The sequence below is a fragment of the Terriglobales bacterium genome (assembly GCA_035651655.1).
Classification (GTDB): Bacteria; Acidobacteriota; Terriglobia; order Terriglobales; family Acidobacteriaceae; genus DASRFG01.
This window is the reverse complement of sequence record DASRFG010000001.1, coordinates 38,174-58,220: the sequence shown is the minus strand read 5'-3', so window position 1 is coordinate 58,220 and position 20,047 is coordinate 38,174. Positions and strand designations below refer to the sequence as shown.

Here is a 20,047-nt window from a genome sequence, read left to right as displayed (position 1 = left end):
CAACGCAAGCTTAAGCATCCAAGCTGCTAGCATGAACCACTACGAGGAGCCCGTGATGTCGCGGGTATGGGAGAAGGCTCCAGTGGCGCGGTTCAGGACGGCCGAATTTCTGAGTAACAGACCAAGATGACAAATGTTGCCTCAAAAGCCTGGGACATCTTGCGCACAATGCCCCGCGGCGGGCCGGGGCTCTGCAACGTGGCAGTCACAAATGCCTGCAATGCGAGATGCGATTTTTGCAATTTCGCGAATGGGAAAGTCCCGCAAAAAAACCTGCGTTGGATTGACGCCGATCAGTTCGGGCGCGCACTGGACATTTTGTACCAACGCGACGTCCGATACATAAGCTTCTTTGGAGGTGAGACTCTTCTGCATCCCCGCCTTGCGGAGATGATTGCGGCGGCGGTGGCCAGAGGAATGGGGCCGGCGATCATTACCAACGGATGGTTGCTTCCCGACAAGCTCGATCAACTTGCCGCCGCCGGACTGAAGACCATCTACGTTTCCATTGATGCGCCAGGGATGGCCGAGCACGAGAAGAACCGCGACTTAAAAGGACTGGGCGCCCGTATTCGAGCCGCAATTGCCCGCATGCCGGCGCTGGGCATCACGCCCCTGGCGCAAGTGACCATGAGCCGCCTGATCGAAAATTACCGCGACCTGGTGCCGCTGCTGCGGGAGCTAGGTTTTGAGTCGGTCAGCTTCTCCTATCCTCAGCGAGCACGGTTAGGATCGTCTTCGCTCGCGTGGTCGGACAGTTCTCGCCTGGTCAATTTCGATGATGCCGAACTGATCGCGGCGTTCGACGGAGTTGAGGACTTGCGCAAAGTATTTCCGGTCAACAATCCGCGGGCTTCTGTCGCCGATATGAAGCGACACCTGAAGGGGGAGCCAGAACGATTTGTATGTTATGGCGGCTATAAGAGCTTCTACATGGATTGGAATTTCGATATGTGGCGCTGTGATGCGTGGAATGAACGCATTTGCTCTGTCTGGGATTTTGCCACAGCCACTCTGGTTCGCGACGGGTGCACAGCCTGCATCGCAGATTGCTATCGCGATTCGAGCGTCATGCTGCACTTCGCGGTCTCTCTCGGGGATGCGGTTGAACACCTACGAGAGGGCGAGGTATTGAGCGCCTTAAAGTGTTTGGCCAGCAGGGAGAATCTTAGTTCACTGGGGGCGGTGGCGGGGAATATTGGCGTCCTATCGCGCCTGGCGAAGTTGGGATAGGAAAGCGCTCAGTGGGATTGGTGGAAGCGTCTTATGAGATGGGCGATGACTTCCAGGAAGTGCTCGATATCTTACCGAGGCGTGCCTGCTCCTGCCCCGGACGATAACGCAGCGGGCGATCTTTGCAGCCAGTTCCAGGCCGAGCTAACGATTTCGGTTAAGGAGCGGCGGGCTTTCCACCCAAGCACTCTTTCTGCTTGCGTGGCATCGGCAACAAGCACAGGCGGATCTCCGGCGCGGCGTGACGCCAGCTGCCAGGGAACCTTTTGACCGGTCACCTCTTCAATAGTCGTCATGACTTCCTTCACCGAATGCCCGCGACCGGTACCAAGATTGAGCGATACACTTGACGCTCCATCCTCGTCGAGGTGCTGCAGTGCAAGCACGTGCGCTTCGGCAAGGTCGTTAACGTGGACATAGTCGCGGATGCAAGTACCGTCCGGAGTGGCATAGTCCGACCCAAAGACCTTCAGGGCTGGGCCGGTGCCGGCAGCCGCGGCGAGCGCTAAGGGAATCAGGTGGGTTTCAGGGTCGTGTAACTCGCCAATTTCGCCGCTATCATCTGCGCCCGCAGCATTGAAATAACGCAAGCTGGCAAAACGCAATCCGTAGGCCTGCCGGTAGGACTCCAAAGCCTGTTCAATAAAAAGTTTGGAGATGCCATAAGGATTGACCGGCTGGCGAGGCATATCTTCGGTGATGGGCATCTTCGCCGGAACGCCATACACCGCACAGCTGGATGAGAACACAAACTTCCTCACGCCGACCTCCGCAGCGGTGTTCAGTAAGCTGAGAGTTGCCTCTACATTGTTTTGAAAATACTTGCGTGGATTTTCGACCGATTCGCCCACATTGATGTAGCCGGCGAAGTGCATGATTGCTTCCGAGCGAGCCAACCCGGACACCAGTTTTTTGCGGTCGGCAATATCACCCACGATCAACTCAAAACCGTCTGCCAACAAATGGTGTCCGGTCGAAAGATTGTCATAGATGATTACTTCATGCCCCTGGCGGCGCAATGTTCGTGCGGCATGGCTCCCGATATAGCCGGCGCCACCTACAACCAGAACTGCCATTTCCGGGTCCTTCAGGCGCGCTCGCGCGCCGCTAAGCGCTGCTGGTAGAGGATGATGTCCCGCAGCGAAACAATGCCTTGCACGTTGTCACCATCGCAGATGGGCAGATGGCGAAAGCCGAATTCCTTCATCATGAAGAGGCAGTTGTCCACGGTCTCATCGGGGGGAACGGTCCGTGGATAGGCGGTCATTACCTCTGACACGCGTGTGCTGCCCGGTCCTCGACCGAGAGCTACTACTCGTGTCATGAGGTCGCGTTCGGAGAAAATGCCCAGAAGCTTGCCATCACGCAGCACCGGAACCGCGCCAATGTGGTGCTCGGTCATCAGACGGGCGGCGTCGAACACAGTAGTGTCCGGCCCGACGGTAAACGTCACTCGTTCTCGAATCACTTCGGAAATCTGTGCCATCTACAAACCCTCGGCGATAGACAATGTTAAACGCTTCTTCTGGCTGATAGATGTGACGCCCGCCAGAGTGACACAGAATTCTACGCCCCTTTATACGCACTCCCTACCTGGATATTCCTGAAGCGCGCAGGCGAGGCACCATGGCCGGTACCCATGGTCTGCATGGGTTGGCCCTTGCCGCAGTTAGGAGTGCCCCACAGTGTCCACTGGTCGCGCGAGCAGATCGCGTCCATGGAGTTCCAGAATTCAGTCGTAATGCCTGAATAGGACGGATTCTTCAGCATGCGTCCCAACTTACCTTTTTTGATCTCCCAGCCAATTTCCGTACCGAACTGGAAGTTGTAGCGTTTGTCATCAATAGACCAGGAACGATTCGTCTGGAAGTAAATGCCGTCGTCCGTGTCGGAGATGAGTTGCTCGAAGGTCAGCGGCTTCTCTCCTGGCAAAATGCTGACGTTGGTCATGCGAATGAGTGGAATGCGGTTCCAGCCTTCCGCCCGCATGGTGCCGTTGGAGCGATTCGCGCCAATGGTATGCGCCGTTTCCCGTGATGAGAGGTATCCGGTGAACAGTCCATTCGTGATCACCGGCGTGCACTGCGCCGGTACGCCCTCGTCATCATAGGCAAATGTTCCCAGGCCGGGTCCATGTTGCCGGGTGGCATCCGCGACAATGTTGACCAAATCACTGCCGTAACGCAGCTTGCGCAATTTTTCTATGGTCAAGAAAGACATGCCGGCGAAGTTTGCTTCCATTCCCAGAACCCGGTCTAACTCAATGGGATGGCCGACTGACTCGTGGATCTGCAGGCCGAGTTGGGATGAATCCAGAACGATAGTAAAAACGCCCTGCGGGCATTGCGGCGCTTTATGGAGGGCGACCGCCTCCTCGGCAATGCGCCGCGCGTTCTCTAACAGCTTGAGCTCTTCAATCAGCTCGTATCCTTTGTTCTGGTATTGTCCGCCGAAAGAGTTCGGGTAAGAGCGCTTCTGGATTTCTGTCCCCTCGAAAGAAAATGCTGCATAGCCAGCGCCGGTGGTGTATTTGGTCTCATGAATATTGGCGCCTTCGGAAGAGAAGAACCACTGCTCATAGCGGCGGAAATTCATGTTAGTTTCCGCAAGGGTAATACCCTGGACCGCGCGCAGCTCTTTATCGACATTGAGCAGCAGATCGAGGTTTTCCTCTATGGACTTGCTGAATGGATCAATCTTGATCGGAGTAGTCCATTCGTCCGTAATGGGTTTTTCGGGCGCGAGCCGCACATCCTCCTGCTTGACCATCGCCGATGAGCGGGCGATTTCTACTGCTTTGGCGGCAGTGCTCTCCACTCCGGCTCGGGTCAGGCTTTCTGTAGCGGCAAAGCCCCACGCGCCATTTGCAAGCACGCGAATCCCAAGCCCGAGGGAAGCTGAGTCGGATGCGTGTCCCACTTTGCCATTCTTGGTTGCCAGGCCGCGGTCACGTTCATCCACAATGCGCGCGTCTGCGTAGGAGACACCCTGCTGGTTGGTGGCGTTGAGCGCCCACTCGGAGATCTGCTTGATGTTCATATGAAGCCTTGATGATAAATCTTGCGGGCGGTTTCGTGTGGGAAAGACACTCAGGATTTTTAAGATGTCATTCCGAGGCGGAAATATCGTGCTGAGCTTCGCTCAGCTGCCCGGCCGAGGGCGGCTCGGCCTACGCAAGCCGAGGGCGATCATTCTTTTACTTCTTAGCGTTTGAGGGACTCACGTGGGCACAGGTGACGTCGCCTGTGCGGCCGAGCGCCAGCTCGGCAATCTGCGTCATGCTCACAAGAAGCCTTGATGATAAATCTTGCAGGGGATTCGGTGTGGAACAGCAACTCCGAGATTTAGCCTCGATCTACGTTCCCTCCGACCAGCTGGCCAAATACTCTTCCTGCTCCGGGGTGAGCCGATCAATCTTGATGCCCATGGACTCGAGCTTAAGCCGGGCCACACGCTTGTCGAGTTCTTCTGGAACCCCATAGACTTTCTTCTCGAGGTTTTTGTGGTTTTTTACCAGGAACTCCACGGAGAGTGCCTGGTCGGCAAAGCTCATATCCATGACGGCCGGCGGGTGACCTTCGGCCGACGCCAGATTGATAAGCCGTCCCTCTCCGAGCAGGTTAATCTTCCGTCCGTCCTTCATCGAGTATTCCTCGACAAACGGCCGGGTGGTGCGCTTGGAGGATGCCATCCGCTCCAACGCGGGAATGTCAATCTCCACATTGAAGTGTCCTGAATTCGCAACGATGGCGCCATCTTTCATCAACTCGAAGTGTTCTTGCCGGAGTACGCTCTTGTCTCCGGTGACGGTGACGAAGACATCGCCGATCTTTGCCGCTTCTGTCATTGCCATCACCCGGTGACCATCCATCACCGCTTCTAAAGCGCGAGTGGGATCAATCTCAGTGACGATTACGTCCGCGCCCATGCCGCGTGCCCGCGAAGCCAGGCCACGACCACACCAACCATATCCCGCAACTACGAACTTGCTGCCCGCCAGCAAAATGTTGGTGGCGCGAACTACGCCATCCACGGTGGACTGTCCGGTACCGTAGCGGTTGTCGAACAAGTGCTTAGTGGCGGCATCGTTGACCGCGATGATCGGATAACGCAGCACGCCTTCTTTGGCCATGGCGCGCAACCGAATCACACCTGTGGTGGTTTCTTCGGTTCCGCCAATCACGGTTTCCGCTACGTCGGGTCGCTTGGTGAGCGCAATCGTGACCAGGTCGGCGCCGTCGTCCATGGTGATTTGGGGTTTGTGGTCGAGGGCAGCGAGGATGTGTTGGTAGTAGGTCTCATTGTCCTCACCCTTAATCGCGAACACCGGAATCCCGAAATCGCGGACCAGGCAGGCAGCCACATCGTCCTGGGTGGAAAGCGGATTTGAAGCGCAGAGCACCACATCAGCCCCGCCATCGCGCAAGCAGATCGCGAGGTTGGCGGTTTCTGCGGTCACGTGCAGGCAGGCCGAAATGCGGGTCCCTTTCAGGGGAGCATTCTTGATGAATTCCTTGCGGATGATCTGCAGGACCTTCATCGACTGGTTGGCCCAATCAATGCGTCTCCGTCCCAGATCGGCCAGATCAATGTTCTTTACATCGCAGCTGATTTGCGTGGGTGTGGTGGCCATACTCTCCTTAGTAGCGCGCGATATGAAATTGGAATGATCAGGATAAAACGGCAATCCCGAAAAGAGAAGGGGCGCGCCTGCGCCCCGCTCGCTTGCGGTGCAGAATCGGGCCTACTTCCTATGTCCAGCGTGGACTGGCTCATGCTTGTGGCCAATACCGGCATTCTCTGCCAGTTTTTCCGCCTTGTCGGTCCGTTCCCAGGTGAAGTCGGGATCGTTGCGACCAAAGTGGCCGAAGGATGCCGTCTTGCGGAAAATCGGACGCCGCAGCTTCAATGAATCAATGATGCCGCGCGGTGTCAGGTCGAAATTCGAACGCACCAGATCGGGAAATTTCTCTGCCGCAATCTTGCCGGTGCCGAAGGTATCCACATGAATGCTGACCGGTTCGGCCACGCCGATGGCATACGCGATCTGTACTTCGCAGCGGTCCGCCAGACCGGCAGCAACAATGTTTTTGGCAATGTAACGGCCCATGTAAGCGGCCGAACGATCTACCTTGGTCGGATCCTTGCCGCTAAAGCAGCCGCCACCGTGACGTCCCATGCCGCCGTAGGTATCAACAATGATCTTGCGCCCGGTCAGGCCGGTATCGCCCATGGGGCCGCCCACCACAAACCGTCCGGTGGGATTAATGTGGTACTTGGTGTCGGCGTCGAGCATGTGCGCAGGCAGGGCAGGCTGAATAATGTGCTTGAGCACTTCACTGCGGAGCTTGGCGTGATCTACCAGTTCGGAGTGTTGAGTGGAAACCACGACAGCATCAACTCGCACCGGCTTATGCTTCTCGTCATACTCCACGGTCACCTGAGACTTGCCGTCGGGCCGCAGCCAATCAAGTTCGCCGCTCTTGCGGGCTTCTGACAGGCGCTGCGTCAGCCGGTGCGCCAGCATGATTGGCGTCGGCATATATTGCTCATTCTCATTGCTGGCGTAGCCGAACATCATGCCCTGGTCGCCTGCGCCACCCGGATCGACTCCCTGTGCTATATCGGGAGACTGCTCGTGAATAGACGAGATCACGGAACAAGTCTGGGCGTCAAAGCCATAGGCCGCATCTGTATATCCAACTGAAGTCACTGTGCCGCGCACAATAGAGGGAAAATCTACATAGGCCTTGGTCGTGATTTCCCCGGCGATGAATGCCAAACCGGTGGTCAGCAGGGTTTCGCAAGCTACTCGGCTGTGGGGGTCTTCGCTAAGGCAGGCATCCACAATGGCATCCGAAATCTGGTCGGCAATTTTGTCAGGATGGCCTTCCGTAACTGATTCCGAGGTAAATAAGTAACGATTCTTATTCAATGCAGACTCCTTCTCTTCCTTCTTCGCGGGGGAACCGCCAGGAGGCAGGACCACACTGGTCCCATCAGTTCAAGTCGTACAAAGGCTACCAGACGCCACTAGGGGAAGCAACGCCCGCCACATTGGACGGCAGGTTTTGCGGGTCAAGTTGACCATGCCGGACGTTACTAAGGTGTGCCACGTTATTGTTGTAAAAAGGGTTCCACGTGATCAATACCATTGCCGCTGCGGGAAAACGCCGCCTATAATACCCGCACCCCCGTCTGCACAATTGAGGACATCAGTTTCACCATGACCGAGGCCACTGGGACCGAGAAAAAGCGGCAGATTCAGGAACTGAGTATTTTCCACGATGTAGCCAAGGCCCTGACTTCGTCCCTCGACCTTGATTCCATCCTGCAGACCATCATGGAAAAAATGGCGGAGTATTTCCGCCCAGACACCTGGTCACTGCTCATGGTGGACGAAGAACGCGACGAGCTTTACTTTGCGATCGCGGTAGGCGACGCCGCCGAGTCTTTGAAGAGCGTTCGGTTGAAGGTGGGGGAGGGAATTGCCGGATGGGTGGCCCGTCATGGCGAGCATGTAATTGTTCCCGATGTCTACACCGATGCTCGCTTTGCCAAGCGCATTGATCAGAGCACCAAGTGGGAAACGCGCACCATCATTGCCGTGCCGCTGCGGTCCAAGCACCGCGTCTTAGGTGTGATTCAGCTGGTCAATGTGGATATGAACGGCTTCGGTGACGGCGAGCTCTTCTTTTTACAGACGGTTTGTGACTACGCGGCCATTGCCATTGAAAATGCCAAGTCGGTGGAAAAAATCCAAGAGCTTACCATCACCGACGATTGCACTGGACTGTTCAATGCGCGGCACCTCTACAAGATGCTGGAGAGCGAGGTTTACCGCTCCTCCCGATTCGGGCACGAGTTTACGGTGATGTTCATTGATCTCGATCACTTCAAACAGGTCAATGACACACACGGCCACTTGATTGGCAGCAAATTGCTGGGTGAGATTGGATTCGCGATTAAGGCCCACCTGCGGCTGATTGATTCGGCGTTTCGCTATGGTGGCGATGAATTTGTAATCCTGCTGCCACAAACCAGCAAAGACTCCGCCCTTGTGGTCGCCAAGCGTATCCTCGACCTTTTCCGCGGGAGTGCGTTTTGCCACGAGGAAGGCCTCGATCTGAATATCCGCGCCAGCATCGGATTGGCAACTTATCCCGCCGATGCGCAGAGCGCGCATGACATCATCCGCCAGGCCGACGAGATGATGTATGCCGTAAAGAACAGCACTCGCGACAACATCAGCGTTGCTCAGCGCGGCCTGTTGAAGTAGTCCCGTCTCTTCCCGGAAGATTACTGCTTGCGCGGTTCGAGGGTCGGCTCTTTATCCGCAGGTTTATTGGCCGGGGCTTCCGGTTTCCATGCGCTGGGATTGGCGGGGGCCGCTGGGTTCACTCCAAAATCCCATAAATAGAGGTTCATATCTTTGTCGGTCAGCATCTCCACCAGGGCATATTCACCTGGTTGAAGGTCGGCAGCGGGCGTGACTTTCACCCAGCCACTGCTCATGGCCTCAGCGTTGGCGGGCACCACCTTTTCCTTTTCCCTGACTTTTCCGTAAATCTTCACCGTGAGCGTGCCCACCACCCGCTTGTCTTTCTTGCTTTCCAATTGAATCAATCGGAAGCGTTGAGTGGGGGTTGATGGCGGCTGGTCTGCCTTCTTCTGCTTCGCTTTACTACTCTGGCCTTCGGAGCTCCTCGCTGGAGGCGACTGCCCGGGCTCTGTCTGGCCGGTTGTACCCGGCAGCTCCTCACCGGTATTCACGAAGATGGTTGGCCTCACGGCGTGTGCTTGCACCGGAGCGTGCCCGCCTTTGAGCTCAATGGTCTGTTTGCTGGCATTGATCGGGATGGGATTAATGACGGAGCGAAGAATATTGCCTTTGGTGTCGCGATTCAGCTCTCCACCATTCTGCTGCACCTCGACGAGTTGCTGCTGGCCCTGAAATGAATCCAGCAGAAATACGCCCTCGAAAGGCAGGCGCAATCCTGGCGCGATAATGGGCGCAGCCGCGTCGGCGGCCGCCCGGTCCGCTTGCTCTTCCTTGTCCAGTTCTTTTGCCTCAGGTGGAAGGGTGCCGCTGCCGCGACCCTTCTCGTATTTTTCCGTCGCCGGCCAATCCACCAGTGAGTTGGGAACTTCCTCCCACTCGTTCCGCTCAGCGCTCAGGTAGCGGACACGGTCTCCCCGGACCTGCCACTTAACTACGGACTGGTAAGAACCATCTTTGAGGATCAGGCGTTTGGCGAGCTGCTGGGCTTGTGCCATGGGTGGCCCAAAAAGACCTACCGCCAGCAAACAGGAAAAGGCGGTACCAATCGCTTTGAGGACAAGGCTCCGCATACTTCGTCTATTTCCTCTGATTTCGGGGCTTCTGCTCTACTTAGATGCTGCTATTTAACCAGCTGAAGATCCGCGGCCCTTCGTATCTTTCATGCTGGGACATTACGGGCTTCAACTCTCCTCTGGAATCCACCATCCTTTTAGGGCATAATTGATCGTGCACCCAGCCTGCACAAAATCCAAACAATTAAAACTTACGAGGCGGCGATGTCGGCAAAGTATATCTTCGTGACCGGCGGGGTGGTGTCCTCTTTAGGTAAGGGACTTGCGGCAGCGTCTCTTGGGTGTCTTCTGGAGAGTCGCGGGCTGAAGGTGACCCTTCAAAAGTTCGACCCTTATCTCAACGTTGACCCAGGCACCATGTCGCCGTTTCAACACGGCGAAGTCTTCGTTACCGACGATGGCGCTGAAACCGACCTCGACCTCGGGCACTACGAGCGCTTCACGCACGCCCGCCTCACTCGCGACAATAACTGGACCACCGGCCGTATCTACGAGCAGATCATCGCGAAAGAACGCCGGGGCGACTACCTGGGCAAGACCGTCCAGGTAATTCCCCACGTCACCAACGAAATTAAAGCCGCGATGAAGAAGGTCTCGCAGGATGTAGATGTTGCCATCATTGAGATTGGCGGCACCGTTGGCGATATCGAGTCCCTGCCGTTCATTGAAGCCATTCGCCAGATGCGCCAGGAACTGGGACGCGAGAACACGCTATTTGTCCACACGACCCTTGTTCCCTACATTGCCGCTGCGGGCGAGCTTAAGACCAAGCCGACACAGCACTCCGTCAAAGAGCTGCTCAGCGTTGGGATTCAGCCCGATATCCTGCTCTGCCGCACCGATCGCTTCCTCTCTCACGACATCAAGTCCAAAATCGCGCTCTTCTGCAACGTGGAAGAAGAGGCGGTAATCACGGCGAAAGACGTTGCCTCTATTTACGAGGTGCCCATCGTTTTTGCCCGCGAGGAAGTCGATACCCTGGCGCTGAAATATCTTCATTTGAAAGCTAAAGATCGCGATCTCCGCAATTGGGAGGAGCTAATCCACCGGGTTTACAACCCTAAGGATGAGGTCACGATCGGCATTGTCGGCAAGTACGTCGATTATGAGGACTCCTATAAGTCCCTAAAAGAAGCGCTTGTACATGGCGCCCTGGCCCACAACCTCAAGCTGAACGTGAATTGGGTGGAGGCAGAGGGACTGGAATCGAAAGATGCTGATCTCGACGCTCAGCTCGAGGGCTATGACGGAATCCTGGTTCCCGGCGGCTTCGGAAAACGCGGCATAGCGGGAATGCTGGTTGCAATCCGCTATGCACGGGAGAAGAAGGTTCCGTATTTTGGCATCTGCCTGGGCATGCAGACCGCGTGCATTGAGTTCGCGCGCAACGTTTGCGGACTGGAAGAGGCGAATTCCACGGAGTTCGATCAGGCTACGCCCCATCGCGTCATCTACAAGTTGCGCGAGTTGCGCGGCGTTGAAGAACTGGGTGGCACTATGCGCCTGGGCGCCTGGCCTTGCAAGATCGAGCCGGGTACACTGGCGCACAAGACCTACGGTCAGCTCGAGATCAGCGAGCGCCATCGCCACCGCTACGAGTTCAACCGCGAATATGAGGACCCGCTGACCGCCGGTGGGCTGCGAATTTCTGGCGCCACGCCCGACGGAACTTATGTAGAAATCATCGAACTTCCGGGCCATCCCTATTTCATTGGGTGCCAGTTCCACCCGGAGTTCAAGTCAAAGCCACTCGAGCCGCACCCATTATTCAAAGCGTTCGTAGGCGCCGCTCACCAGCACGGGCTTGAGCGCCGCGCCCGCAAAGAAGCGGCGGAGTTGGAGATGTTTCATCGCCCCGAAAAGGTCGGCAGACGGTAGAATTCACCACCAAGGACAGGGCGCGTTCGTGATCCTTCGTGTCCTTTGTGGTGAGATTTGAAGTCGAACTTCCAAGTCGGCAGCGTGCATATCGGCGGCGGGCGTCTTTTCCTGATCGCCGGCCCTTGCGTCATCGAGAGCGAAGATCACGCACTGCGAATGGCGGAATCGATTGCGGGCGTCGCACGCGCCCTGCGCCTGCCCTACATCTTTAAGGCGTCTTACGATAAAGCCAATCGCACGTCGCTTAAGAGCTACCGGGGTCCGGGAGTAGGCGAGGGGCTTCGCGTCCTTAAGAAAGTTGCGCGGACGGTTCATGTGCCAATTTTGACCGACGTGCACGAGCCTGCGGACGTGCAGCGTGTGGCCGAAGTGGCGGACGTTCTACAGATTCCTGCATTTCTCAGCCGCCAGACCGATCTCATCGTCGCCTCTGCCAAAAGCGGACGCGCCGTCAACATTAAGAAGGGCCAATTCATGTCGCCCTGGGACATGCGGCATGCAGTTGAAAAATGCCGCGCCGCCGGCAATGACCAGGTCTTCGTCACCGAGCGTGGCGCTTCTTTCGGCTACACCAATCTGGTGGTGGATATGCGCTCGCTGCCCATCATGCGGCAGTTCGCGCCGGTGGTGTTCGACGCCACGCACTCCGTCCAACTACCCTCGGCAAACAACACTAACAACGGCGCCGTGAGCGGCGGCCAGCCCGAGTTCATACCCGTGCTCGCCCGAGCGGCGGTGGCTGCGGGGGTGGACGGAATTTTTCTTGAGGTACACGACAATCCAGCCAAAGCCAAATCCGATGGCCCAAATGCCTTGGCGCTACAAAACCTTCGCGAAGTTCTGGCCGGGATTCTGGCGGTGCAGAAGGCCGTGGCGGGGAAATAGCGCGCATCGGCCGTCGGCCGGATAGCCGCGCCAGCCGCGGAGCAGCGGCACGTCTGTCATTCCGCTGTGAGGATACTCTACGTTAATCGCATTTGAAGACGACCAATAAGAATTCCTGCTAAGCCCGCTCGGAATGACTTTGGATGATTAATACGGTTTAGATCACTCCACAGACCTAGCTGCGGAGCAGCGGCACAGTCCATTTCCGCAGCTATAGAGCCGCCCGCAGAAAGACTACAACCTAGCTGCGGAGCAGCGGCACGGTCCATGTCTCCGGACCTACAGGGAGGTTCGAAGGAATTGCGCTCCAGCCGCGGAGCAGCGGCACAGTCCATTTTCGCAGCTATAGAGCCGCTCGCAGAAAGACTACAACCCAGCTGCGGAGCAGCGGCACGATCCATTTCCGCAGCTATAGCGCCGCTCGTAGAAAGACCACAACCCAGCTGCGGAGCAGCGGTACAGCTTTTAGCCCAGCGCGTAAGCGCTGGGTAAGGTCGACAACAATGCAAGCCCCGGAGGGCCGACATTCCTGCTTAAGGGCGTGAGCCCGGCGCTATCCAAAGACGTATTTTGAGTCGAATTCGATTCCATTCCGTACCAGGAACCCGCAGAATTCCTCTTCGAAGCTTTTCTTGGCGTGGTGCACGGCTTGGTTCTCAATGTACTTGGTCACATTTGCAAGGTTCGAAACGCTCACGCTGAATGCGGCATATCCCTCCTGCCAGGCGAATAGATGCCCATTCTCGTTCATCCATTTCGAGGAATTCGCCTTAATCGCACGCATTGCGTGTGCGAGCGAAAGCTTGGGTGGCAGCCCGATCAAGATGTGCATGTGATCTTCAGTTCCGCCGATGGCAAGCATGTGGATGCCATATTCACGCGCAATCCCGCCCATGTAGGCCCAAAGGTCGGGCCGGATTGGAGCCAGCAGTTTCCGATGGCGTTCACGGGTGGAGAAGATGAGATGAACGTAGTTGCGGGCGTAAGTGTGGGACATATTTTGATAGCGTGGGCGGATCGGTAAGGCATTGCAGTGGCGCAGGTCACGTCGAATTGTGACCGGGCGCGGGCCGCCGGGCTGACGCCCTTAAGCAGGAATGTCGGCCCTCCGGGGCTTGCATTGTTGGCGACTCCTACCCAGCGCTTACGCGCTGGGCTAAAAGCTGTGCCGCTGCTCCGCAGCTGGGTTGTAGCCTTTCTGCGAGCGGCTCTACAGCTGCGGAAAGGATTGTGCCGCTGCTCCGCTTTGGATACGGTCGTTTAGCGCCGGGCTCACGCCCTTAAGCAGGAATGTCGGCCCTCCGGGGCTTGCATTGTTGGCGACCTTACCCAGCGCTTACGCGCGGGGCTAACGGCTGTGCCGCTGCTCCGCAGCTGGGTTGTAGTCTTTCTACGAGCGGCGCTATAGCTGCGGAATGGATTGTGCCGCTGCTCCGCAGCTGGGTTGTGGTCTTTCTACGAGCGGCGCTACAGCTGCGGAATGGATTGTGCCGCTGCTCCGCAGCTGGGATTGTGGTGAAATCCGCAATCTTTGCTAACATCCTTCTTCTCGCATGAAGACCAGGATGAAATCCACTGGCGAAAGCGTGGTCCGCATCGAGGCGGAGGCGTTGCGGGCCCTGGCGGACCGTCTGGCTGGCGACATGTCAGATGCTTTCAACCGCGCAGTCGAGCTACTTTTCTGCTGTGCGGGACGGGTTGTGGTCACCGGCCTTGGCAAGAGTGGTCTGATTGCGCGGAAGCTCGCGGCGACGCTCAGTTCCACTGGCACTCCGGCGCTTTTTCTTCATCCCGCGGAAGCGCTACATGGTGATCTGGGCATGCTGGTGCGCGGAGACGTCGTGATCGCGCTCTCCTCCAGTGGTGAAACCGAAGAAATCCTGCAATTGCTGGCTACCATGAAGCGGCTGCAAATTCCACTGATCAGCCTGACCGGCGACCGTTTGGGCGCGGCGGGCACTCACGCTCGCGAGAAGGCTAAGCGTTCCACCCTCGCGGCGGCTGCCGATGTTGCGCTTGATTGCTCGGTCGATCAGGAAGCCTGCTCGCTAGGTCTGGCGCCTACTGCCTCTACTACGACAATGATGGCGCTCGGAGATGCGTTGGCGATGGCTCTCGCTGAGCGACGCGGCTTCAAAGAAGAAGATTTCGCCAACCTGCATCCTGGCGGAAAGCTGGGAAAACGTCTGGCGCGGGTAGAAACCCTCATGCACACCGGCGATGCGATTCCCAAGGTAGCTCCGAGCACCCGGATGCCGGACGTCATTTATGAAATGTCACGCAAGAAGCTGGGGGTCACGGCGGTGACCCAGGGCGATCGCCTCCTCGGGGTTATTAGCGACGGCGACCTGCGACGATTGCTCGAGCGTCGCGGCAAGGACGTGCTTGACCTCGCCGCGGCGGAGTGCATGACCCGCAATCCCAAAGTGATTTCGCCCGACGAGTTCGCCACCGCCGCTCTCGCCATTATGGAGGAGAAAAAGATCACGTCTCTGCCCGTAGTCAACGGCAAGGGTCAATTACAGGGCATCATCCACTTGCACGACCTCTGGGAAACGCAGCTGCTGTAAGCGTCTGTCACGAGCCGACCCGCACAGCTTCCACTCGGCGCTATAGATGCGTTACTGAATCAATGCCTAATTGAATCAATCTCTCAATTACAATATCTGTTCGCAATTTAAAGGACGCTATGCACCGCTGGTCCCAGCTCTTCATCCCCACCCTGCGCGAGGCGCCTGCCGACGCGGAGGTCGCGAGCCACAAGTATCTGTTGCGGGCAGGGTACATTCGCCAACTCGCCGCGGGGATCTACTCGTATCTTTTTCTTGGCCATCGCTCCATGCTGAAGATCATGAACATTGTCCGGCAGGAGATGGACAGGATCGGTCAGGAGTTTTATTTGCCTGCGCTGCATCCGCGGGAGGTTTGGGAAGCCAGCGGCCGCTGGTCGGCCATGGGCGACAATCTGTTCCGGCTGAAGGACAGAAAGGGCGCCGAGCTCTGCCTGGGTATGACCGAGGAAGAGGTCATGACTGAAATTGCGCGCAAGGAGCTGCGCAGCTACAAGCAGCTGCCGCAAATCTGGTACCAGATTGCATCCAAGTTTCGCGACGAGCCCCGGCCCCGCTCTGGCCTGCTGCGCATTCGGCAGTTCATCATGAAGGATGCTTACTCTTTCGACCTGGATGCCGCCGGGCTGGATGTTTCATACCAGAAACATTACGACACTTACCGTCGCATTTTCGACCGCTGCGGCCTCAGGTACGTCGTCGTCGAGGCGCATTCCGGCGCCATGGGCGGATCGCAGTCGCATGAGTTCACCGTGTACAGCGATGCCGGCGAGGATGTAATCGCGAGCTGCCCCAAGTGTGGATATGCGGCCAACCTGGAGAAGGCGGCGTCGCGGTTGGATTCTGTCGAGGAGTTGCAGCCAGCCGGCAATGGCAAGCCTCAGGAAGTCCACACGCCGGGCATGAAAACTATCGAGGATGTCGCCAAGTTCCTGGGCGTCTCCCCCAAGAACAAGATCAAGACTCTGGCGTTGATGGCCGTGGAAGGTAGCGATGCGAAAACTCAGAAGCACCGGCCTGTGGTGGTTCTGCTGCGCGGGGACCATTCGTTAAACGAGGCTAAACTCACCACCGCGCTGGCCGGACGCGAATTTCGGCCAATGCAGCCCCAGGAAATTGAACAGCTGTTTCGGTCGCCTGCAGGCTTCCTCGGGCCTATTGGGCTAAAAGATGTCGCCGCTCGCTCCAACGGGAATTTCGGCCCCGGAACCATTATTCTGGCCGATACTGCTCTGCAAGGCCGCAAAAATCTCATCGTGGGAGCGAACAAAGAAGACTATCATCTCAAGAATGTGACGCCGGATCGCGACTTCACGCCTACAGAATATGTGGACTTGCGCACCGTTGCTGAAGGTGAGCCTTGCCCCAACTGCGGCAGCCCATTGAAAGTCGCGAAGGCAATCGAGATCGGCCACATCTTCAAGCTGGGTTACAAATATTCGGAGTCGATGGGGGCCCGCGTTCTCGACCAAAACGGCAAGGAAATCACGCCGATTATGGGCAGCTATGGCATCGGCATCGAGCGTATCCTCACGGCGGCCATCGAGCAAAACAATGACGAGAATGGCTTCTGGCTACCAATTTCGATAGCGCCTTTCGAAATCGTGGTCACGCCTACCAACGTCACCGATACCAAGCTACAGTCCACCGCCGAAGAGATTACCCGTCAGCTCGAGGCCGCCGGATTCGACGTTCTCCTGGATGACCGGGATGAGCGGCCGGGAGTTAAGTTTAAGGACGCTGACCTAGTGGGCATACCCTTTCGGGTAACTGTGGGCAAGAAGGTTACCGAAGGCATTGTGGAGGTCGTCCAACGCTCGACACGTCAAATCCGGAATGTTAATATCCGCGATATAAACAGCCATTTTCAAGACTTGCTCCGGCCCGGGCACTGATTGCGAGTGCCTCCCCTCCGCCGCCGAAGCTGGAGCTCTGAATGAAGTTACTACAACTGCTTGCTGGGCTGGGGCTAATCGTTGTGGCAGTGTACCTGGGCTTCGAGCTCATACCGCCCTACTTTGCCAATTACCGGTTTCAGGATGCCATAGACAACGAAGCCCTGTTTGACTCTTACAGTTCCAAGTCCGAGGCTGATGTCCGCAAAGTGGTGCTGAAAAAGGCACAGGACCTAGAGATTCCCATCACCGAAGAGCAAATCAAAGTGCAACGACTGGGCAACAATGGTCTGGCCATAGCGGTTGATTACACCGTCCACATTGACCTGCCCAGCTATCCAGTGGACATCGCTTTTCATCCTGGATCCAAAAACCGGCCGCCGTTTTAGCGCCGTTGACCCGCACCTCTCTGGTCAGCAGCGTGGGTCTACGTCTACACCGACCTATGATTTAGAATTGGGCTTGGCTTTTCCTTGGAAACGACCCGCCTGGCAAATCAATACCTCTGGGCGTGATCGGCGAAAAGCTTCTCAGCTCTGGATAACTGAATAGCCGCGAGACGTCGTCTTATTTGATTAGCTACTCCGCCTTCTTACAGTGAGCCTCAGGATAAGAATCCCGAAACGCATCACCCGCGGGCCCAGCACCTATCGCGATGCTGTAGTTCGCACCGTGGTGGCCGTTATTATTATCAGCGTAACCGTCCTTCTTGCAGTATTTGCCTACTATTACGTCCGCTTTGAGCGCATCGTAGACCGCCGTATGCGGGGCCCGATCTTTGCCAGCGCGGCCAAGATCTACGCGTTGCCAAAGACAGTTACTCTAGGCGAACCCATTGAGCCGAAAGAGATCGCCGCCGCTCTTCGGCATGCCGGGTATAGCGAGAAGGGTCGTGGTGGCGACTCCCCGATTGGCACTTTCCAAATCTCGAAAGATGGGATCCTGATCGCTCCCGGACCGGAGTCGTACCACGCTCCGGGTGAGGCCGCGATTCACGTGCAGGATGGCAAGGTTGACCGGATTGCCGCTGCCAGCAATCCCAACCTGGCAGCCTACGAACTGGAACCTCAACTGGTCACTGCCCTTTTCGATGCCCAGGAGCGCTCAAAACGCCAGCTGGTGAAGTACGAGGACATCCCTAAGACGATGGTTGAGGCAGTTCTGGCCATTGAGGACCGGCGCTTCTTTCAGCATGGCGGAGTCAATTACCTCCGCTTGCTTGAGGCAGCGTGGATTGACCTGCGACAGGGCCGTCATGAGCAAGGCGGCTCTACCATCACCATGCAGGTCTCGCGTGGCTTCTTTTTAAGCCCGCAAAAGACCATCAAACGTAAGCTGGAAGAGATGCTCATCTCAATTGAACTGGAGCAGCGTTTCAGCAAGAAGCAAATATTCGAACTCTATGCCAACCAGGTCTACATGGGGCAGCGTGGCTCGTTCACCATCAGCGGGTTTGCCGAAGCGGCGCGGTCCTATTTCAATAAAGATCTGCAGAGCGTTAGCCTTTCAGAAGCGGCCCTTCTGGCGGGACTGATTCAACATCCGAATTACCTCTCCCCTTACCGCCACCCGGAGCGGGCCCTGGAGCGCCGGAATTTGGTACTCGACTCAATGGTCGAGACTCGCGCCATCAGCCGCCCCGACGCGGAAAAGGCCAAGGCCGCGGCTCTGAAGCTTGCTCCCCCTAATGTGGAAGCCAGTGACGCGCCGTATTTTGTGGACCTGATCAAAGACACGCTGGTGAATCGCTTCAAAGAGAACGAGCTAAACGAGCAGGCCATGCGGATCTATACCACCCTCGATCCTGACTTGCAGCGTGCGGCGGCACAGGCGGTGGACGATGGGTTGAAAGTGGTTGACGCGAAGATCACCAAGCTGCGCACTCGCCGGGTAAAGGTCGGAAAAGGCAAGAAAGCCAAGTACGAGACCAAGGTGCTTCCCGGGCCGCAGGCCCAGGTTGCGCTCGTGGCGATGGATCCACACAGCGGCAAAGTGCTGGCCCTGGTAGGGGGCCGCAACTACGGCACGAGTCAATTGAACCACGCCATCGCCAAGCGTCCTACGGGGTCGATTTTCAAGCCATTTGTTTACGCCGCCGCCGTTAATACGGCGCTCGCAGGCGGCAACGTGTTGACCCCGGTCTCGATGATTGACGATCAGCCGAGTACGTTCACCTACGGCGACCAGATCTATGAACCGAGAAATTACAAGGATGAATACCACGGTCAGGTGACGGCACGCTATGCGCTGGCCTTGTCCATGAACAATGCCACGGTGAAGCTCGCTGAAATGGTCGGATATGACAAAGTTGCCGACCTGGCTCGCGCCGCCGGCATCAACTCGGTCAAGGCTACCCCGGCGATGGCCTTGGGAGCGTACGACGCCACCCCACTCGATATGGCATCGGCATACACAATATTCGCCAATGGCGGCGTGAAGATCTCACCCACTCTGGTAACCACGGTCCGCAATTCGCAAGGGCAAGTTCTCGCCAATTTTCAGCCGGAACGCAAGCCGGTGTTGGATCCGCGCGTCTCCTACGTGATGACCAATTTGATGGAGGGTGTCCTGAACTTTGGCACCGCGTACGGGGTCCGCACGGCAGGATTCAAGGCTCCAGCGGCGGGGAAGACGGGAAGCTCCCACGATGGCTGGTTCGCAGGCTACACCTCAAATTTGTTATGTATCGTGTGGGTAGGATACGACGACTATAGCGACATACGCCTGAGTGGCGCCGATACTGCCGCGCCCATTTGGACGTCCTTTATGAAACGGGCCGTAGAGCTGCCCGAGTACCACGACACCGAACCTTTTCAGCAGCCTGCGGGCGTGGTTGACGTTCAGCTCGATAAGGTGACAAATGCCTTGGCCACCCCAACCTGCCAGGAAACCTACACCGCGGCATTTGTGGCTGGAACTGAGCCCAAGGAGACCTGCGACCAGGCGCTAGGTGACCATCGCGGAATCCTCTCCCGCATTCTGGGGATCGGCAATCACCCTCTGCCCCCAGCGCCGCCCGGAACGGTGTTGAAACCGGTGACCGCTCCCAAGCCGGGAACACCGGCTCCCATTGCCGGTGCTCCTGCGGGACAGCAGATTCCCGGTCAGCAAGCCCAACCCGGAGAAGACTCCAAAAAGAAAAAGGGTGTTTTGGGCAAGATTGTGGGTATCTTTAAGGAAGACAAGCCACCCGACCAGCCCCAGAGCCCGCCGCCCCAGTGACTGGTT

General features: G+C 57.1%; 15 protein-coding genes. 8 read left to right on the top strand and 7 right to left on the bottom strand.

Features of this window, described 5'->3' with window-relative positions:
• Positions 1–198 precede the first annotated feature (198 nt).
• Entirely contained in the window at positions 199–1,233 is a 1,035-nt protein-coding gene (locus VFA76_00270; protein HZR30268.1) for a radical SAM protein, read from the top strand.
• Between the two features lie 71 nt (positions 1,234–1,304).
• Here the strand turns inward: VFA76_00270 and galE are convergent, their stop codons facing one another.
• From galE to metK, 5 genes are all read right to left on the bottom strand, one after another.
• Positions 1,305–2,309, bottom strand: a complete 1,005-nt coding sequence (gene galE, locus VFA76_00265) for a UDP-glucose 4-epimerase GalE (protein HZR30267.1) — start codon at positions 2,307–2,309, stop codon at positions 1,305–1,307.
• Between the two features lie 11 nt (positions 2,310–2,320).
• Positions 2,321–2,719: a CBS domain-containing protein gene (locus VFA76_00260; protein ID HZR30266.1), complete on the bottom strand. Its 399-nt coding sequence runs from the start codon at positions 2,717–2,719 to the stop codon at positions 2,321–2,323.
• Positions 2,720–2,799: 80 nt separating this feature from the next.
• Positions 2,800–4,272, bottom strand: a complete 1,473-nt coding sequence (locus VFA76_00255) for a TldD/PmbA family protein (protein HZR30265.1) — start codon at positions 4,270–4,272, stop codon at positions 2,800–2,802.
• A 316-nt stretch (positions 4,273–4,588) separates the two neighbouring features.
• Positions 4,589–5,866 (bottom strand): adenosylhomocysteinase, encoded by a 1,278-nt coding sequence (gene ahcY, locus VFA76_00250; protein HZR30264.1) that lies wholly within the window; start codon positions 5,864–5,866, stop codon positions 4,589–4,591.
• A 111-nt stretch (positions 5,867–5,977) separates the two neighbouring features.
• Positions 5,978–7,168 carry a methionine adenosyltransferase gene (gene metK / locus VFA76_00245; GenBank protein ID HZR30263.1) on the bottom strand — a complete coding sequence of 397 codons (1,191 nt, stop codon included), beginning with the start codon at positions 7,166–7,168 and terminating at the stop codon, positions 5,978–5,980.
• 291 nt (positions 7,169–7,459) lie between these two features.
• Between metK and VFA76_00240 the strand changes: the two genes are divergently transcribed.
• Positions 7,460–8,512, top strand: a complete 1,053-nt coding sequence (locus VFA76_00240) for a sensor domain-containing diguanylate cyclase (GenBank protein HZR30262.1) — start codon at positions 7,460–7,462, stop codon at positions 8,510–8,512.
• Positions 8,513–8,532: 20 nt separating this feature from the next.
• Here VFA76_00240 and VFA76_00235 read toward each other — a convergent pair whose 3' ends face one another.
• On the bottom strand, positions 8,533–9,585 hold the full coding sequence (locus VFA76_00235; protein HZR30261.1) for a hypothetical protein: 1,053 nt from the start codon (positions 9,583–9,585) through the stop codon (positions 8,533–8,535).
• A gap of 207 nt (positions 9,586–9,792) precedes the next feature.
• Between VFA76_00235 and VFA76_00230 the strand changes: the two genes are divergently transcribed.
• Both VFA76_00230 and kdsA read left to right on the top strand, forming a co-directional pair.
• Positions 9,793–11,466 carry a CTP synthase gene (locus tag VFA76_00230; GenBank protein ID HZR30260.1) on the top strand — a complete coding sequence of 558 codons (1,674 nt, stop codon included), beginning with the start codon at positions 9,793–9,795 and terminating at the stop codon, positions 11,464–11,466.
• Between the two features lie 57 nt (positions 11,467–11,523).
• Positions 11,524–12,354, top strand: a complete 831-nt coding sequence (gene kdsA / locus VFA76_00225) for a 3-deoxy-8-phosphooctulonate synthase (GenBank protein HZR30259.1) — start codon at positions 11,524–11,526, stop codon at positions 12,352–12,354.
• Between the two features lie 553 nt (positions 12,355–12,907).
• Here the strand turns inward: kdsA and tnpA are convergent.
• A complete protein-coding gene (tnpA, locus tag VFA76_00220; GenBank protein ID HZR30258.1) occupies positions 12,908–13,351 on the bottom strand; it encodes an IS200/IS605 family transposase in 444 nt (147 codons plus the stop codon).
• Positions 13,352–13,919: 568 nt separating this feature from the next.
• On the opposite strand from tnpA, the gene VFA76_00215 reads away from it, so the two are divergent.
• The 4 genes from VFA76_00215 (at position 13,920) to VFA76_00200 (ending at position 20,041) form a co-directional block, all read left to right on the top strand.
• A complete protein-coding gene (locus VFA76_00215) occupies positions 13,920–14,924 on the top strand; it encodes a KpsF/GutQ family sugar-phosphate isomerase (GenBank protein HZR30257.1) in 1,005 nt (334 codons plus the stop codon).
• A 119-nt stretch (positions 14,925–15,043) separates the two neighbouring features.
• On the top strand, positions 15,044–16,819 hold the full coding sequence (locus tag VFA76_00210; protein ID HZR30256.1) for a proline--tRNA ligase: 1,776 nt from the start codon (positions 15,044–15,046) through the stop codon (positions 16,817–16,819).
• A 41-nt stretch (positions 16,820–16,860) separates the two neighbouring features.
• Positions 16,861–17,208: a hypothetical protein gene (locus VFA76_00205; GenBank protein ID HZR30255.1), complete on the top strand. Its 348-nt coding sequence runs from the start codon at positions 16,861–16,863 to the stop codon at positions 17,206–17,208.
• A gap of 208 nt (positions 17,209–17,416) precedes the next feature.
• A complete protein-coding gene (locus VFA76_00200; protein HZR30254.1) occupies positions 17,417–20,041 on the top strand; it encodes a PBP1A family penicillin-binding protein in 2,625 nt (874 codons plus the stop codon).
• Positions 20,042–20,047 lie beyond the last annotated feature (6 nt).